The 16,061-nt window shown below is 62.3% G+C and carries 11 protein-coding genes and 1 pseudogene; 4 read left to right on the top strand and 8 right to left on the bottom strand.

The genetic code is table 11. From position 1 onward, the window contains the following. Nucleotides 1-12 precede the first annotated feature (12 nt). A pseudogene (locus DM807_RS19945) lies at nt 13-377 on the top strand (EamA family transporter); the annotation flags it as partial. A gap of 8 nt (nt 378-385) precedes the next feature. Here the strand turns inward: DM807_RS19945 and DM807_RS19940 are convergent. After that, nucleotides 386-1,855, bottom strand: coding sequence for an aldehyde dehydrogenase family protein (locus DM807_RS19940; RefSeq protein WP_060492519.1), 1,470 nt, complete (start codon nt 1,853-1,855; stop codon nt 386-388). A 202-nt stretch (nt 1,856-2,057) separates the two neighbouring features. On the opposite strand from DM807_RS19940, the gene DM807_RS19935 reads away from it, so the two are divergent. Beyond that, complete coding sequence (locus tag DM807_RS19935; RefSeq protein WP_060492520.1) at nt 2,058-2,807, top strand: class II aldolase and adducin N-terminal domain-containing protein; 750 nt, start codon at nt 2,058-2,060, stop codon at nt 2,805-2,807. A 55-nt stretch (nt 2,808-2,862) separates the two neighbouring features. Then, nucleotides 2,863-3,810 (top strand): choline ABC transporter substrate-binding protein, encoded by a 948-nt coding sequence (locus tag DM807_RS19930; RefSeq protein ID WP_060492521.1) that lies wholly within the window; start codon nt 2,863-2,865, stop codon nt 3,808-3,810. 71 nt (nt 3,811-3,881) lie between these two features. On the opposite strand, the gene DM807_RS19925 is transcribed toward DM807_RS19930, so the two are convergent. The 4 genes from DM807_RS19925 to DM807_RS19910 form a co-directional block, all read right to left on the bottom strand. Next, a complete protein-coding gene (locus tag DM807_RS19925; protein WP_049773300.1) occupies nt 3,882-4,931 on the bottom strand; it encodes a GlxA family transcriptional regulator in 1,050 nt (349 codons plus the stop codon). Nucleotides 4,932-5,042: 111 nt separating this feature from the next. Beyond that, nucleotides 5,043-6,704 (bottom strand): choline dehydrogenase, encoded by a 1,662-nt coding sequence (locus DM807_RS19920; RefSeq protein WP_179027781.1) that lies wholly within the window; start codon nt 6,702-6,704, stop codon nt 5,043-5,045. 22 nt (nt 6,705-6,726) lie between these two features. After that, nucleotides 6,727-7,890 (bottom strand): aromatic ring-hydroxylating oxygenase subunit alpha, encoded by a 1,164-nt coding sequence (locus DM807_RS19915; RefSeq protein ID WP_060492523.1) that lies wholly within the window; start codon nt 7,888-7,890, stop codon nt 6,727-6,729. Between the two features lie 664 nt (nt 7,891-8,554). Further along, complete coding sequence (locus tag DM807_RS19910) at nt 8,555-8,989, bottom strand: PRC-barrel domain-containing protein (protein ID WP_060492524.1); 435 nt, start codon at nt 8,987-8,989, stop codon at nt 8,555-8,557. Nucleotides 8,990-9,569: 580 nt separating this feature from the next. Here DM807_RS19910 and DM807_RS19905 point away from each other — a divergent pair. After that, nucleotides 9,570-10,085, top strand: coding sequence for an MgtC/SapB family protein (locus tag DM807_RS19905; RefSeq protein ID WP_060492525.1), 516 nt, complete (start codon nt 9,570-9,572; stop codon nt 10,083-10,085). Between the two features lie 40 nt (nt 10,086-10,125). Here DM807_RS19905 and DM807_RS19900 read toward each other — a convergent pair whose 3' ends face one another. The 3 genes from DM807_RS19900 to DM807_RS19890 form a co-directional block, all read right to left on the bottom strand. After that, entirely contained in the window at nt 10,126-14,235 is a 4,110-nt protein-coding gene (locus DM807_RS19900; protein ID WP_063426138.1) for a CheR family methyltransferase, read from the bottom strand. Nucleotides 14,236-14,356: 121 nt separating this feature from the next. After that, nucleotides 14,357-15,454, bottom strand: coding sequence for a mechanosensitive ion channel family protein (locus DM807_RS19895; protein ID WP_060492527.1), 1,098 nt, complete (start codon nt 15,452-15,454; stop codon nt 14,357-14,359). Nucleotides 15,455-15,525: 71 nt separating this feature from the next. Continuing rightward, nucleotides 15,526-16,026: a DUF4142 domain-containing protein gene (locus DM807_RS19890; RefSeq protein WP_060492528.1), complete on the bottom strand. Its 501-nt coding sequence runs from the start codon at nt 16,024-16,026 to the stop codon at nt 15,526-15,528. Between the last annotated feature and the right edge of the window lie 35 nt (nt 16,027-16,061).

Genomic DNA, 16,061 nt, shown 5'->3' with positions numbered 1-16,061 from the left:
TAGTGGGGGCGTCTAGGGGCCGCACTGGCTATCGCTGGAATTTCGGTAATCTTCGGTGGCGACCTGCAGCCGGTTTTAGCCTGCAAGGTGCTGCGCTCACCTCCATTGCCGGCACCGGCTATGGGGCCTTTTCGGTTGCCATGAAACGTATGGAGGTATCGGGAGGGCTGCACTTCACCCGGCTGTTGTTGCTCTTTGGCAGCCTGTATCTGCTGATGCCGGCTGCCGCCGAAGGTTTCGTGATCGGCGAGTTGTCGCCGCTGCTGGCGCTGGCTACGCTGCCGACAATCCTCGGTTTCTTCTGCACCACCAAGGCCATCGAGTACCTTAAGCCATCCCACGTCCAAGCGTTGGAGCTTACGGAGCCACTGTTCGCCAGAAGTCGTCATGTGAACCAGTTCAACGCCCGAGGCTCGCAATTGAGTAGCACGTGTTTGAGCTCACTGAATTCCTCCAGGCCCGTCGCCGATAGCTCGCGGCCGATGCCGCTGGCCTTGAAACCACCCCAGGGCGCCTGGGGAAATGCCAGGTTGTAATCGTTCACCCACAGTGTCCCAACCCGCAGCCGCCGGGCCATGCGATTGGCGCAGCCCAGGTCGCCGGTCCAGACCCCGGCCGCCAGGCCATAGGGCGTATCGTTGGCCAACCGCACGGCATGTGCCTCGTCGGTGAAGCGTTCGACGGTGATTACCGGGCCGAAAATTTCTTCGCGAGCAATGCGCATGTCGGCCTGCACGTCACTGAGCAGGGTAGGGCGTAACCAGAACCCCTTTTCCAGGTGCGCATCCGTGGGGCGCTGGCCGCCGGCGCGCAGGCGAGCGCCTTCGCCTTGTGCCGCCTGGATCAGCGACAGCACGCGATTCCGCTGGGCCGCCGATATCAGAGGCCCCATGCGCGTGCGGCTGTCGAAGCCATCGCCGAGAACAATAGCGTCGATGCGTTCGACCAGGCGCGCGACGAAGCGATCATGCACGGAGGCTTGCAACAGCAGGCGCGAGCCGGCCGAGCACACCTGCCCTGCGTTGAAGAACACGGCGTTGAGCGCCTGGTCCAGGGCCACGTCGAGGTCGGCATCAGCAAACACGATATTTGGGTTTTTGCCACCGAGCTCCAGCGCCAGGCGCTTGAAGTTGCCACTGGCGGCCTGCATCACCTTGGCACCGGCTTGGGCGCCACCGGTGAACGACACCATGTCCACCCGGTCGCTGAGCGCCATGTGGTGGCCTACGGTGCCATCGCCGCAGACCAGGTTGAACACCCCGGCTGGCAGCGCCAGGGCGGCCAGCAAAGCCGTCAGGTGCAAGGCACTTAGCGGCGTCAGTTCGCTGGGCTTGAGAATCACCGTGTTGCCCGCAGCCAAGGCGGGGGCGAGCTTCCAGGCGGTTTGCAGCAGAGGGTAGTTCCACGGCACGATCAACGCGCAGACACCTACCGGCTCATGGCGTGTGACGCTGATGACGTGGTCGGGGGCATGCGGGTGAGCGCGATCGGTGCGCGCTTCAAGCAGCCCTGCGTAGTAGCGAAAGGTGGCCACCACGCAGGCCATATCGGCCTCGCTCTCGCCCAGGGTCTTGCCGGTGTTGAGGGTTTCCAGGCGCGCCAGTTGCGCGGCATCGGCTTCGATGGCTGCCGCGATGCGCAGCAGCCAGGCGCTGCGCTCACTCGGTGGCAGCTGCGGCCAAGGGCCGTGGTCGAAGGCGTGACGGGCGGCGTCGATCGCGGCGTCGACATCCTGGGCGTCGGCTTCTGGCGCCAAGGCCAGCAAGGACTCGTTGGCGGGGTTGAGGATTTCCCGATAGCGGCCGCTGTGTGGCTCACGCCATTGCCCTGCGATGAATAGCGATTGATGGGACACACTGAGTCTCCTGGCTTGCCTATGTATGGGCACACCATAGACAGGCAGCAGGGTGCGAACTTGACGAAATACGACAGGCCAGTGCTGCGCTCGTTCGCGACAAGGCAGGTCGCATCGCATCAAGTCAAAAGCGTCGCCATCCCTAGACTCGAAGGGTATGAACGCGCCCCCGAGGGGCGCGCCTGCCGCCCGAGGAGCTGCCATGCACAACTCATCCATCGCTGTTCTAGACGCCCATGCCCAGGCCCGCGTCGAGCTCGCCTGCGCATTTCGCTGGACCGCCCGCCTAGGGATGCACGAGGCGATTGCCAACCATTTCAGCCTGGCTGTTTCCGAGGATGGCCGGCGTTTTCTGATCAATCCCTATGGCCGGCATTTTTCCAGGATCCGCGCCAGCGACTTGCTGCTGCTCGATGCCGACGACCCCTCGGCGTTGCAACGCCCCGGGGCGCCGGACATCACTGCCTGGGCCCTGCATGGCGCCTTGCACCGGCGGCATCCGCATGCGCGCTGCATCCTGCATGTGCATTCGAAGTACGCCACCGCCTTGGCCTGTTTGGCCGACTCGCGCCTGCCACCGATCGAGCAGAACGCCATGCGCTTCTTCGAGCGCGTGGCCATCGACGAGGGGTTCGACGGCATGGGGCTGGGGGATGAAGCCGAGCGGGTAAGCCGCCAGTTGGGCGACAAGCCGATTCTGCTGATGGGCAACCACGGTGTGCTGGTGGCGGCCCCAAGCGTGGCCCAGGCCTTCGACGACCTCTACTACTTCGAGCGGGCCTGCGAGCTTTACCTCACCGCGCTTGCCAGCGGCCGCCCTCTGCGTATCGCCAGCGATGCCGTGGCGCGCAAGACAGCCCGGCAATGGCTTGATTATCCGGATTTCGCCGCCCGCCATTTCGCTGCGCTGCAGGAAATCCTCGATGAGCAGGAGCCGGACTATCGCAGCTGAGTGCATACGCCCGTGCATTGTCACGCCCACCCTGAACCGTTCTGGAGTCGCTCGCATGCCAAAGAAAACCTCAGTGCCCGTGCTTGCCGCATCGCTGCTCGTCGCGTCCATCGCCACCGCCCAGGCCAGTGACCCCGCTGCCTGCCAGACAGTCAACTTCGCGGAGGTCGGCTGGGCTGACATCGCCGCCACCACTGGGCTCGCGACTACCGTCTTGCAAGGCCTGGGTTACAAGACCAAGACCCAGATGCTGTCGATCCCGATGGCGTACCAGGCCATGGAAATGAAGAGCATCGACGTCTACCTTGGCGCCTGGATGCCGTCGATGGCGGCAATTTCCACGCCTTTTCTGGAAAAAGGCAGCGTCGAGCGGGTACGCACCAACCTGACCGGTGCCAAATACACCCTGGCCGTGCCGGACTATGCCTACGAGGCCGGGCTCAAGCGCTTCGAGGACATCGCCCGGTTCAAGGACGAGTTGCAAGGGCGCATCTACGGCATCGAGGCCGGCAATGATGGCAACCAGATCATCCAGGGCCTGATCGACAAGGACAGCTATGGCCTCAAGGGTTTCCGCCTGGTCGACTCAAGCGAGGCCGGCATGCTGGTGGAAGTACGCCGGGCGGTGCGCTCGAAAAAGCCGATCGTGTTCCTGGGGTGGGAGCCGCACCCAATGAACAGCCAGCTCTCGATGCGCTATCTGAGTGGTGGCGACGCTGAGTTCGGCCCGAACTACGGGGCTGCAGTGGTCGACACCCATACGCGCAAAGGCTTCGGCCAGGAATGCCCGAACGTAGGTGCGTTACTGTCTCGGATGGCGTTTGAGCTGGGGATGGAAAGCCAGATCATGGGGGCCATTCTCAACGACAAACAAAAGCCTGCGCTGGCATCACGGGAGTGGCTCAAGCGCAACCCACAGGTGCTGGAGAACTGGCTGGCGGGGGTGACGACGTTCGATGGCCAGCCAGGGGCATCGGCGGTGCGCAGTTACCTTGGGCTTTAACCTATGGCCCTGGGGCGCTTTGCGCCCCAGGGCGGCGATGCATCTGTGCAAGCCCGCGCAATGCACCGAGATCAGATCGCCAACGGCTGCCGGTCATGCCCCAACGGCTGGCGCATGACCGGGGCGCTCAAACTCTGCGAACGGTCGTTGCTCGGTGCACAGCCGAATTTGGCGCGGTAGGCGCGGGAGAAGTGTTCCAGCGAGCCGAAACCTGCACTGGCTGCAACCTGGGCAACGCTCATGCGGGTTTGCTGCAACAGGTTGTGGGCGCGCGCCAGGCGCAGGCTGAGGTAGTACTTCAGCGGCGTAAGGCCGGTGTGCTGCATGAACTGGCGCTCCAGTTGGCGACGCGACAGTGCCACACGCTCGGCGATGGCCTCGCAGCTCAGCGGTTCTTCCAGGTGCTGTTCCATCAACTCGATGGCCCGCCCCATCTTGCCGGCCTGGGCATGCAGGTTGCGGCGATAGCCTTCGGCTTGCTGGACCTGCGGCTCGCGTACCTGCTCGATGAGCATGTGCATGGCCACTTCGCGTGCCAGGTTGCCACCGGCCAGCCGGTCCAGCCAGCTGAGCACCATGTCCAGCACGGCAGTGGCGCCTGCGCAGGTCAGGCGCTTGCGGCCCAACGAGTAGAGCTGCGCGCAGGCTTGCACCCTAGGGTAGCTTTCCTGGAAACCTTGCAGGTTGTCCCAATGGACGGCGGCCGGGTGGCCGTCGAGCACACCTGCCGCAGCCAGCAGCTCGGTGCCGGTTTCGATCCCTACCATGACTGCGCCGAAGGCCGCCTGGCGCTTGATCCAGGCCTTGAGGGCCGGGTTGCGCGCGTGGCGGTGCACATCGAAGCTGGCGATCACCACGCAGGCATCGAATTCGCTGTGCTCGCCGATGCCCGCCTGGGCACCGGCGAGCAGGCCGTTGCTGGCGGGCACCGGCTGGCCGTCTACCGAGAGCAGGGTCCACTGGAACAGGTTGCACTGGGCCAGCCAGTTGGCGATCGAAAGCGGCTCGATCAGCGAGGCCAGGCCGAAGTTGGAAAACGAAGGCAGCAACAGGATGCCGATGCGCAGCGGAGGGCTGGCAGGGCCCTGCCACTGAAGGTCAAGGGTTTCGGATCGTTTCATGGTTGCACCAGGCTCGGCAATGGGCGCCGGCTGCATTGGCCGGCACCTCGTTCACAGGAAAGGCCCGCTGCGCCTATGCAAGCGCAGTGGGCCGGCTTTGGCAAGTACCCCTCAACGCTGGCATTCGCGCCAGCGTGGGTGAACCCACACAGGTGCATCGCTTGCGGTAAGCGCGGTGAGGCCACGGATCAGGTCGCTGGCCTTCTCGGCGATCATCACCGTGGGCGCGTTGGTGTTGCCGCTGACGATCTGCGGCATGATCGAGGCATCGACCACCCGCAGCCCGCGCAGACCGTGCACGCGCAATTGTGGGTCGACCACTGCTTCGGGGTCGCTGGGCGGGCCCATCTTGCAGGTGCCGCTGGCGTGGTAGCCAGTCTCGGTGATGCGTCGCGCCCAAGCGTCGAGCTGCGCATCGCTCACCTGGTCGGCACCGGGTACCAGCTCGTCACCGGCATAGGCGCGCATGGCCGGCTGGGCGAGGATCTCGCGTACCAGGCGGGCGCCTGCACGCATGTCGGCGCGGTCGCGCTCGGTGGTCAGGTAGTTGAAGAGGATGCGCGGCGCCTGGTGCGGATCGGTGCTGACCAGGCTGACGCTGCCCAGGCTGGTGGGGCGCATCAGGTCGATGTGCACCTGGAAGGCGTGCTCGGGCACCAGGTCGACGCTGCCTGGCTGGACCGCCAGCGGCATGAACGTCAGTTGCAAGTCGGGAAACTCCACCCCGGCCCGCGAGCGAATGAACGCGCCCGCCTCGAAATGGTTGCTAGCCGCCAGGCCATCGTGGCTGGCGAACCAGCGCGCGCCGATCAGCCATTTGCCCGGTGCACGTGTCCAGGGGTAGAGCGACACCGGCTGCTTGCAGCGGTACTGCACGACGGTATCGGGATGGTCGTTCAGGCGCTGGCCTACTCCCGGCAGGTCGCGTACCAGGGGGATGCCCAGGCGCCGCAGATGCTGGGCCGGGCCGACGCCAGAAAGCATCAGCAGTTGCGGTGAGTTGATGGCGCCAGCACTCAGTAGCACCTCTTGGCGCACACGCACCTGGTGCACCACGCCGTCCATTTCGAACTCCACCCCGTAGGCTTGTTCGCCGTCGAAGAGAATCCGCCGGCTCAGCGCCGAGGTGGCGATGGTGACGTTGCCGCCTTTGAGTGCTTCAGCCAGGTAGCCGCGCGCGGTGCTCCAGCGCTTGCCGTCGCGGGTGGTGCGGTCGACCGGGCCAAAGCCTTCCTGGCGACGGCCATTGAGGTCGCTGCTCACGCCATAGCCGGCTTGCTGGCCGGCCTCGATGAAGGCCTGGCACAGTGGCGGCGAGGTATCGCCTGGTGTGACGTGGAGCAGCCCGGTTGCGCCGCGGTAGGTGTTGGCGCCGTCCCGATGGTTTTGCGCCCGCATGAAGTAGGGCAGCACCTCCCGATAGCTCCAGCCTTCGCAGCCTTGTGCAGCCCAGCCGTCGTAGTCGCGGGCATGGCCACGAATGTAGACCATGCCGTTGATCGACGACGAGCCGCCCAGGGTACGCCCGCGTGGTGTGCCGATGCGTCGGCCGTCCAGGCCCGGCTCCGGTTCGCTGGTGTAGCTCCAGTTGAAGCGGGTGCCGCCTACCACGATGCCCACTGCCGAGGGCATGTCGATGGTCCAGCTGGCGTCCGGCGGGCCGGACTCCAGCACCAGGATGCGCAGGGCCGGGTTCTCTCCCAAGCGCTTGGCCAGCACGCAGCCGGCCGAGCCGGCACCAATGATCACATAGTCGTATTCATGCCCGAGCATAAAGGCTCCCCCATGACAGTGGTCAGCGGCCTGCGCCGATGCCGTCGAACACCAGCTTGTGGAAGTGATGCACCAAATGCTCGCTTTCGTTGCTGCGCTCGGCGTCGATCATGTAGCGGCCCTGGTCGTAGCCGAGCGAACGCAGGCCTTTCTGCACGCTGATGTTGAGCTCGATGTCCTCGGGGCCGAGGTCCTCGTTCATCCACTTCATGCAGGCGTGGGAAACCTCCGGGACCTGCTCGTGGGGGCTGTAGTAGCCAAAACGCAGCAGTGAGCGCTCTGCGTCCAGCGGGATCATGATGAACGTGCCGAGAAACGCCGAGAAGGGGAAGGTATAGAAGGTGTTGTTCGGCCACAGCCCGATGTTGAAGAAGCGCTCATCGGGGTTGCGTGGCCCGCTCAGCTTGACGCCGTAGGCTTCCTCGGCCTGCTGGTTGGCCGGTGCGATGTACGTCCACCAGTTGTCGCGCTTGGTCAGGCGGTAGCCCTTGAAGTCGATCAGCTTGGCCAGGTCGATATGGCAGGGCCCGGACAACTTGAAATGGTACCCCTCGATGGAGTTGTCCATGATCACCTTCCAGTTGGCCGGTACGATCACGTCCTGCTCTTCGATCAGGCGCATCTTGCCAAGGTCGGGAAAGACCGCGCGCATTTCTTCGTCGGCACCTGGGAACAGCTCCGCCAGCGACGGCGCGTCTGCATCAAAGTTGAAGTAGACGAAACCGCCGAGTTCTTCGACGCGGACCTTGGGAATGTTGAATTGCTGCTTGTCGAAGGCTATCAGCCGTTCGCTGCGTGGCGCACTGCGCAGGCTGCCGTCCATTTCGTAGCACCAGGAGTGGTAGGCGCAGCGCAGCACTCGGGTGTCGTTACCACGACGCACATCCAGCAGGCGATTGCCACGGTGCTGGCAGACATTGTGGAAGGCATTGATCTTGCCATCGTTGCCACAGGCCACCACCACGCTCTGGTCGAACATGTCGCACACCACGAACTGACCAGGCTCGGCGAACTCGTTGCGATGGCCGGCCAGGTGCCAGGCACTCATGAAGATACGGTCGCGTTCGGCAGCGAAGATCTGCTCGTCGAAAAAGTACCGCGAGGGCAAGGTGAAGGCGTGTTCCGGGCGCTGCTCGGCCCAATCTGCAATGGAAGTGCTGTGTTTGAACTGCTCGACGGATTGCATGGCTGGTCTCCTCCAGACACTGCCCCTGGGGTTCGATCAGGGGCTCGCTCGGGAGTCAATCTAGGGGAGGGTGAGGGGCTGCTCTTGATGGAAAGCGACAACATACGCCGATGTGCGCGGTGTCGAGGCCAAGCCTGAGCAGCACAGGCCTTGAGCAGGGGCAATGGGCGTCAGAGGATGGCTGTGCCTTGCGCATCAAGGGCACCGGCAGCGTGACGACGGTGAAGCACGCCATGATCACGCAGGGAATGCGTCGGCGTAGGTCAGGCTTTGTGCTTCGCGTGAACAAGCCCGACGCGAGCTTCAAGCGTGCTGGATGTGAAGACCCACGTTAGGGGTGCGAATCAAAGACTGTCCGGATCCCCGAAGAACATTTGGAAAGGCCTCTGGAACGGCATTTCTGGCTTCAAAAAGCAGAAATGTACCCCCAAAAATACCCGCGATACCCCCAGCAGGATGCACGATCGAGAATGGCGATTTCTGACAGCTGTCGAGATGGTGCAGCTTGGATTTCAGTGTAACTCCATGGCGGTGTGGTCGAAAGCAGGACAGTGCCTCGTCCGTATGGAAATTTTTCCACACGGCTGCTATCGACCCAAATCCGCCTGCCACGACCCTGTTGGTCAGGATAAGCTTGGCCGGAAGCCCGGCCAAGCAGGGCCCATCACAGCCGGGGATCGCTTTCCCACGTGGTGCCGTAGTAGTCGTGGATACCTCTGCCCCAAGTCGGATCGCTCATGTTTGGCCAGTTGTCCTTATCGAAGCCTGGGGCGTTCTTCAGGCGGTCCTTGTCGGCATCAAGGACGAAGCGCTTGTTCACCGTGTCCAGGCGCAAAGCAGCCCACGGCACGGCGAACAGCTTTTCACCCATCCCCAGGAAACCGCCAAACGACAGTACAGCGTACGCAACCTTGCCGCTGGCGGTGTCCAGCATGATTTCCTTGATGTCGCCCAAGTCTTCGTCTTGCGTGTTATACACGTCGTTGCCGATGAGGGTATCCGCGCCCATCAGCCGCGGCCCCGGGCCGCGGTCTCCCTCGGCAGTGAAATCGGTCCGTCCCTTGTACATACCGTACTTGTCGCGCTCTTCGAAATTCATAGTACGCTCCTGGCCAGCGGCCACAGGCAGTAGAGCCTCTCGACTCTTTGTTCAAGGCTGCTCGAGTGACGCCGGCGGGAATGTCGGCGTCATCTCACATTTTATAACCGCGCGATATCCCTCGAGCATTTAGTAAGGCTCGTACGAGAAGCGGGCGGGACAGCGAGCGACGGAATAGGACACTAAGCTACGACAGCCTGGATGCGTTCTGCGGCGCTCAGAATAGGAGAGTGGTCAGCATAACCAGCCGTTCGCTATTTGCGACCAGTGGTGGGACATGGAGTCGACTGAAGCGGCTGCGACTGGCCGTCAATTCGGTCTGAACGCCTTACCGACAGCACAGCACGCGCTGAGAATATCTACGGCGACCTGCGAAACTTGATGCTGACCGTCAATTGCAGAGACGAACAAGAGGTTTGCCCACGAATACTGCAAGGCGACCACTTGAGCGTTCGATGCAGCAAACGTGCAGTGCTCGCAGTCACACTCTGTAACTGCCTCCGGAAGACCCGGCCATGCCCATCGAGATCGTAAAAAGCGCCAGCAGAGGCCGAACGTGTAAACGGCACGGACCCCATCCATGGATCTGATCTGGCAAACAATCCAGGCCGAATTCGCCGATATCGGCGATGTGCGTGAGGTCGTGCGGATTCTTGTACGCCTCGTGATGGCTGCCGTACTAGGCGCGGTGCTGGGTTTCGAGCGCGAGCACAAGGGCAAATCTGCCGGGGTGCGCACGCACATGCTGGTTTCGCTCGGCGCGGCGCTGTTCGTACTGGCACCGAGCACGGCAGGTGCCGATGCGCAGGCGCTCAGCCGGGTGATTCAGGGCATCGTTGCCGGTATCGGATTTCTGGGCGCGGGCACCATTCTCAAAGGCAATGGCCAGGACACCAGTCATGTCAAAGGCCTTACCACAGCTGCCGGGTTATGGATGACGGCTGCCATCGGTACGGCAGCGGGGATGGGACGCGAAGCCACGGCGCTGGTCAGCACGGTGCTGGCGCTGTTGGTGCTGGGAACGATGCCTTTGCTGGTGGACAAGGTTGAAGGGCAGGACGAAGAAAAACAGAAGGAGGAGGGCAGGAAGCACTGAGGGGCGTGAGTCGCCCCCGGTAAAGCCCATCTTCTCCTATTCAAACCGACGCTGAGCCATTCAGGCGCTCGATCGCGTCAATCAAGTCGTCATAACCCACCGGCTTGTTCAAGTGGCGGTCAAAACCGGACTGGCGAGACTTGTGTTGGTCCGCGCTTGCCCCATAGCCAGTCAACGCAATGGCAGGGATGTAGCGCAGATGCTCCAGGCCGCGCAGCGCCCGGATCAGAGCATGGCCATCCATGCCAGGCATGCCGATGTCGGAAATGATCACGTCGTAACGCGCATCTGCCGCCGACTGCAGCGCCAGTTTCGGGTCGCTGTACGCATCGACGTCGGCATCTTCCATCAACAGCAATTGTTCCATCACTTCCAGCACATCGACCGAGTCATCCACCAGCAGGATGCGAACCCCTTTCAGGCGACCTTCTGAGGGCAGCACTTCGCCCTGAGCCTGGGGTTGCTGGGTATACACGCACAAAGGCAGGGTAATGATGAACGTACAACCCTGGCCTATTCCGGGAGACTCCACGCTTACCGCTCCGCCATGGGCTTCTACCAATTGACGAACCAGGGAAAGGCCAATACCTAGCCCCTCTCGCCCATGGCCGGTGGGTGCAGCCTGGTTGAACAGCTCAAAAATATCTTCCAGGGAGTTTTGGGCGAGGCCTATGCCCTGATCGATGACTTCAAGTCGCGCCTGCTCATCCTGTCGAGCAAGTCTCAACAGAATTTCGCCATCGGCAGGGCTGAACTTCAGTGCGTTGTTCAGCAGGTTCCAGATGATCTGCTCGACACGGGTGCTGTCGGCCTCCACATAGACCGGTTCGCCATCGGCCGGCAGCGTCAGCCGAACACTTCGGCCGCGCTGCTCATTGCAGGCTACGGAGCAGATACCCTGCAGCACGGCGCACAAATCGACCGGCTGGGTCTTCAGTTTGAGTTTGCCCGTGCGGATGCGCGCTACATCGAGCAAGTCATCGATGATCCGCGCCTGGCTGGTGACCGCTTCGCGAATGACGTTGACCGCTTTGCTCGCCATGCCGGTACTTGTGACCGATGGTATACGTCGCAAGATATCGGCATTGAGCTGAATCAGGTTCAACGGGTGCTTGAGCTCGTGGGACATCACCGCGAAGAACTCATCCTTCATGTGGCTGGAGCTTTGTGACTCGGCCAGGCGCTTGCTTTGTTCGTCCTGCAGGCGCTTGTGGCCGGTCAGATCACGGGCGATCTTCACGTAACCGCGCAGGCTGCTGCCCTTGAGGCGTGAAACTTCACCACTGCAATAAAAGCGGCTGCCGTCCTTGCGCACATGCCAGCGTTCGTCCTGGCCGCGGCCATGCAGGCGGGCAGCGCGCAATTCGCGTTCCGGCTCGCCGTTTTCGCGGTCCTGCTCGGTGAAAATCAGCGCATAGTGAATGCCCAGCACTTCATCCTTGGCGTAGCCGAAGATCAGCGCAGCGCCCGTGTTCCAGTCGATGATCAGGCCTTGTTCGTCAAGCAGGATGATGGCGAAGTCATGGGTGCTCTCTGCGACCAGGCGCATGCGCTCCTCGCCTTGACGCAAGCGTTCTTCGGCTGCGCGACTCTTGGTGATGTCGATAAACGTCAGCACGGTGCCATCGACATTCTGCTCGCTGGCCCGGTACGGTAGCAGGCGCGCCAGGTACCAATGCTGGTCCTGGCCGATCACTTCACGCTCGATCGTGGTTTCGCGTTCGATCACGGCGCGCGCATCGTCCGCCAGGCCTGGGTATTCCAGACGATGGGTGATGTCGAGCAGCGAGCGGCCGGTGTCGACCGGCAGTATGCTGAAAATGGCGGTGGCCCCAGGGGTGAACCAGCGAATGTGCAAGTTGCGGTCGACAAACACGGTGGCGATCTGGGTGGAGGCGATCAGGTTGCTCAGGTAGTCGTTGATCTTGTCGGTTTCATCGACCTTGGTCTTGAGCTCGTAGTTGACCGTCAGCAGTTCTTCGTTGATGGATTGCAGCTCTTCCTTGCTGGTTTCCAGCTCTTCGCTGGCCAGGCGCAGCTCCTCGTTGATCGCCTGCATTTCTTCGTTCGAGGCCATCAGCTCCTGGCTGGAGATATCCGACTGCTCGATGGTTTCCTGCAACTGCTGACGGGTGCGCTGCAGTTCGCGCTCCAGGGTGTTCAACACCATGCCTTCGGTTTGCTGGATAGCAGGCGGGGTATGGGGATCAGCTTCGCGAACCTGAAAAACCACCAGCAGGCATTCGCTGCCACTGGGTTCGTCCTGGTGGGGCTGGACCTGTAACTGGACTTCGACGCGTTGATCGTCGACGGTGGTGATCACTGCGCCAGAGCTGACCGGCTGACCGGTGTTCTGGGCCTGCAACAGGGTACTGCGCAGGGCAGGGCGCAGCGGCGTGAGTACCAGGTTGAGCAGGCTGGGGCTGACTTCGCCACCGGCGTGGCGCAGGAAGCGGCCGACACCATCGCTCATGTGCAAGATGTTGCCGTCAGTATCGACGATCAGGCTGGGCGGTGTGCGTCTGGACAATGCACGGTGATGGATTTCAGCATAGGACAGCTTGCGCAGGGGCTTGGGTTTGGTGCGTACTGCTTGCGTGTCGGGCGCTTGAAGCCGCCCTGGGCGGCTCGCCGGTTCTACTTCCCTGGCGCGGAAGATGCGATGGCGCTTGTCCACGGCAATAAACAGGTCGGCCGCCACGTCCGCTGATTCCGAACTGCCCAGGAACAGGTAACCTCCTTTGCGCAGGGCGAAGTGGAACAGCCGCAGGATCTCCCGTTGCACTTCCCGGTCCAGGTAGATGAGCAAGTTACGGCATACCACCAGGTCCAACTGAGAGAACGGTGGATCGGACAACAGGTTGTGCCGGGCGAACAGGACTTTTTCGCGAATGTCCTTGCGTACCTTGTAATGCTGGTCTTCCTTGATGAAAAACTGACGCAACCTGGCCGTGGGTACATCGGTGGCGATGGCATCGGGGTAGACGCCCAGCCGGCCGACATTGATCGCGTGTTCGTCGAGATCGGTGGCGAACACCTGGACTTTGGTGCTGCGCTGCTCCATGGCCAATTGCTCGGTCGCCATCATCGCCAGGCTGTAGGCTTCTTCGCCGGATGAGCAACCTGCCGACCAGATGCGCACTTCGCGCTGAAGCTCTTCGTTGTCGTCATTGGCAAGGCCCGGCATCACATGCTGCTGCAATGCTTCGAAGGCTTCGCGGTCACGGAAGAAATTGGTGACCCCTATCAACATGTCAGCCAGCAATGCACGGCATTCCTCAGGATGCTGCTCGAGGTATTCGCGGTAACCGGCCAGGTCGGTCTGTGCAGTGACATGCAGGCGCCGTTCAAGTCGGCGCAGGACCGTCGCGCGCTTGTAGTGCTGAAAGTCGTGACCGGTGCTGGCATGCAGGCGGGCAAGGATGTCGTCGAGCAGTGGGTCGCATTGAGCCGGGTCGCCTGAACGCTCGCCCAGAGGCGGTGGGAGGCTGTCATCCTCGATTTCAGGAAGTTTCACGTTCTGTGCCGAGCGCCACAGCTCCAGCAGCTTGCCCGGAATCTCGGTTACCGGCAGGATCAGGTCGACCATGCCGGTGGCGATGGCAGCCTTGGGCATGTCGGGGTACTGGGCGTCATCGGGGGACTGCACCAGGGTTACGCCACCCTGTTCCTTGATGCGTGACAGGCCCACTGCACCATCGCTGCCGCTGCCCGAAAGCACCACGCAGAACGCATGGTCCTTGTGCACGTCGGCCAGGTCGCGGAAGAACAGGTCGATGGCAACATGGTCGCCGCGGCTGCGCCTGGCCGGGCTGACCCGCAGGTAGCCGTCATTGGTGGACAGGCGGTTGGCCGGTGAAATCACATAGACGTGATCACGCTCGATCGGTACCGGCTCGCTCACCTGGCACACCGGCATGCGCGTGACACGCTGAATCAGGCGGTCGGCCTGGCTCTGGTGGTCCGGCGACAAGTGCAACACTACAACGAACGCCATGCCGCAGTGCTCGGGGGCGTGCTGGAAAAACGCCTGGACCGCCTCCAGCCCGCCAGCCGATGCGCCGATGCCCACCACTGGAAAGTCCAGGTGGCTAGGGCTGAGCGCAGGGTTGTGCGGCGACGCGATGGAAGTCTTGCTGGACGATTTCATTGGCACGAGCCTTGTGCGAACCGGGAGTGAGCTTTGGCACCGATTATAGGCCCGACACCCTTCAGACGACGAGCGGGGTTCACGTTAGGACAGCCCTCGTTGGCCAAAGTGCCGCTATTTATCAGTGAGCCGGTGGCTCAGCGGGCGGCTGCGGCAGCGCGGTGACCTTGATGGCACGTACCGGCACGGCAAACTTGGCTCCGATCCGGGTGAAGCGCTCTAGCAGGTGGAAGTTGATGGCCTGCTGGATATCCATGTAAAGGTTGTAGCCAGGGTCCCGCACGATATAAACGCACTCGAACTCCAGCGCCTCTTTACCAAAGCCGCGCAGGTGAGCGCGGTCGAAGCGGACCTGCTGCTGGGCCTTGATTGCCTCCTCGACGATGGCGGGTGCCTTTTTGACCGCATCAGTGGGGGTGTCATAGGACAAGCCGAACTCGAACACGATGCGTCGTTCCTGCAAGCGCTTGTAGTTCTGGATCGTGCTGCTGATCATGCTGGCATTGGCCATGACGATCTGCTCACCGCCCAGGCTGCGGATGCGTGTAGTCTTCAGCCCGACATGTTCCACTGTGCCGGCCAGTGGGCCGATGACGATGAAGTCGCCGACTTCGAAGGGTTTATCGACGGCGATCGACAATGAAGCGAACAGGTCACCCAGAATGTTCTGCACGGCCAGGGCGACGGCAATGCCGCCCACACCCAGGCTGGCCACGAAGGCGGTGATATTGACGCCCAGATTGGACAGCATGGCCAGCAACACCACCGACCACAACAGCACGCGCGCGCCCCAGGCCGAAAGCGTGGCCAGCGCACTGCCTTGGTAAAGGCCGTCGGCGCTGTGCCGGCTGAAGTAGCGGGTCAGGCCCAGCGCGATGGCGCGATTGACCCAGAGGCCGATCTGCAGGGCAGCGACCACGAACCACAAGCTACTGACCCGGCCCAGCCAGCGCTCGGGCAGGTCCAGCATGCTCAAACCCACCAGCAGCGAAGCGAGCAGCAGCAGGCTGTTGCTGGTGCCGGCCAGTACCTTGGCCAGCACCTGACTCATTGCCCCGTCATGTTCGGACCAGCGCTGCACCCGGCGCATCAACAGGCCGATGACAGCTCTGGCAATCAGGAACGTCAGCACAGCAACGCACAGCGCCACCAGCAGGTTGAGGATGGAAATGCCGAAGAATGTGGTGTCGGTGAACAGTTCGATGATTCGATCATTCATGGGGAGCCCACCTCCAGATGGCTCAAGGCAGGGCCGCAGGGCGGCCCCTGGATAGCGTGGTGACGTGTGGGTTACTTGCCGTGGGTGGCTTGCAGCGCCTTGGCCTGTTCCAGATGGTGTTGCAGCGTTGGCAGCTTGTCGCTGGCGAAGGCCTTCAGCTCCGGCTTGTCGGAGGAGGCGGCCTCTTTCTTGAACAGTTCCACGGCCTTTTCGTGCGCGTCGATCTGATTATTGACGTATGACCGGTCGAAAGACTCCTCGCGCCATTCGAGGATCATCTTCTTGACCTTGTCGGTCAGCGCCGCTTCGTCGGGCACGCTGATGTCCAGCTTGCGGGCGATATCAGCGAGTTCCTGGTTGGCTTTGGTATGGTCCGTGACCATTTGCTGGGCGAATTGCTTGATGTCTGCGCTCTGGCTCTTTTCCTGTGCCAGGTTGCCGGTGACCACTTCGGCGATACCGGCTTCAGTGGCCGCATCGACGAAATCGTCCGAAGACGCTGCCTGTACTTGCAACGAAGCCAGGCCCATCAACAGGGTTACCCCGGCGATTTTCAAGAATGGTTTGTTCATCTGTCACTCCTTCGCTTGGTGGCTGCGACCTCTGT

The sequence above is a fragment of the Pseudomonas hunanensis genome (genome assembly GCF_013393325.1).
Classification (GTDB): Bacteria; Pseudomonadota; Gammaproteobacteria; order Pseudomonadales; family Pseudomonadaceae; genus Aquipseudomonas; species Aquipseudomonas putida_P.
Note: the sequence above shows the minus strand (reverse complement) of the source record. Positions and strands in the feature narration are given on the sequence as shown.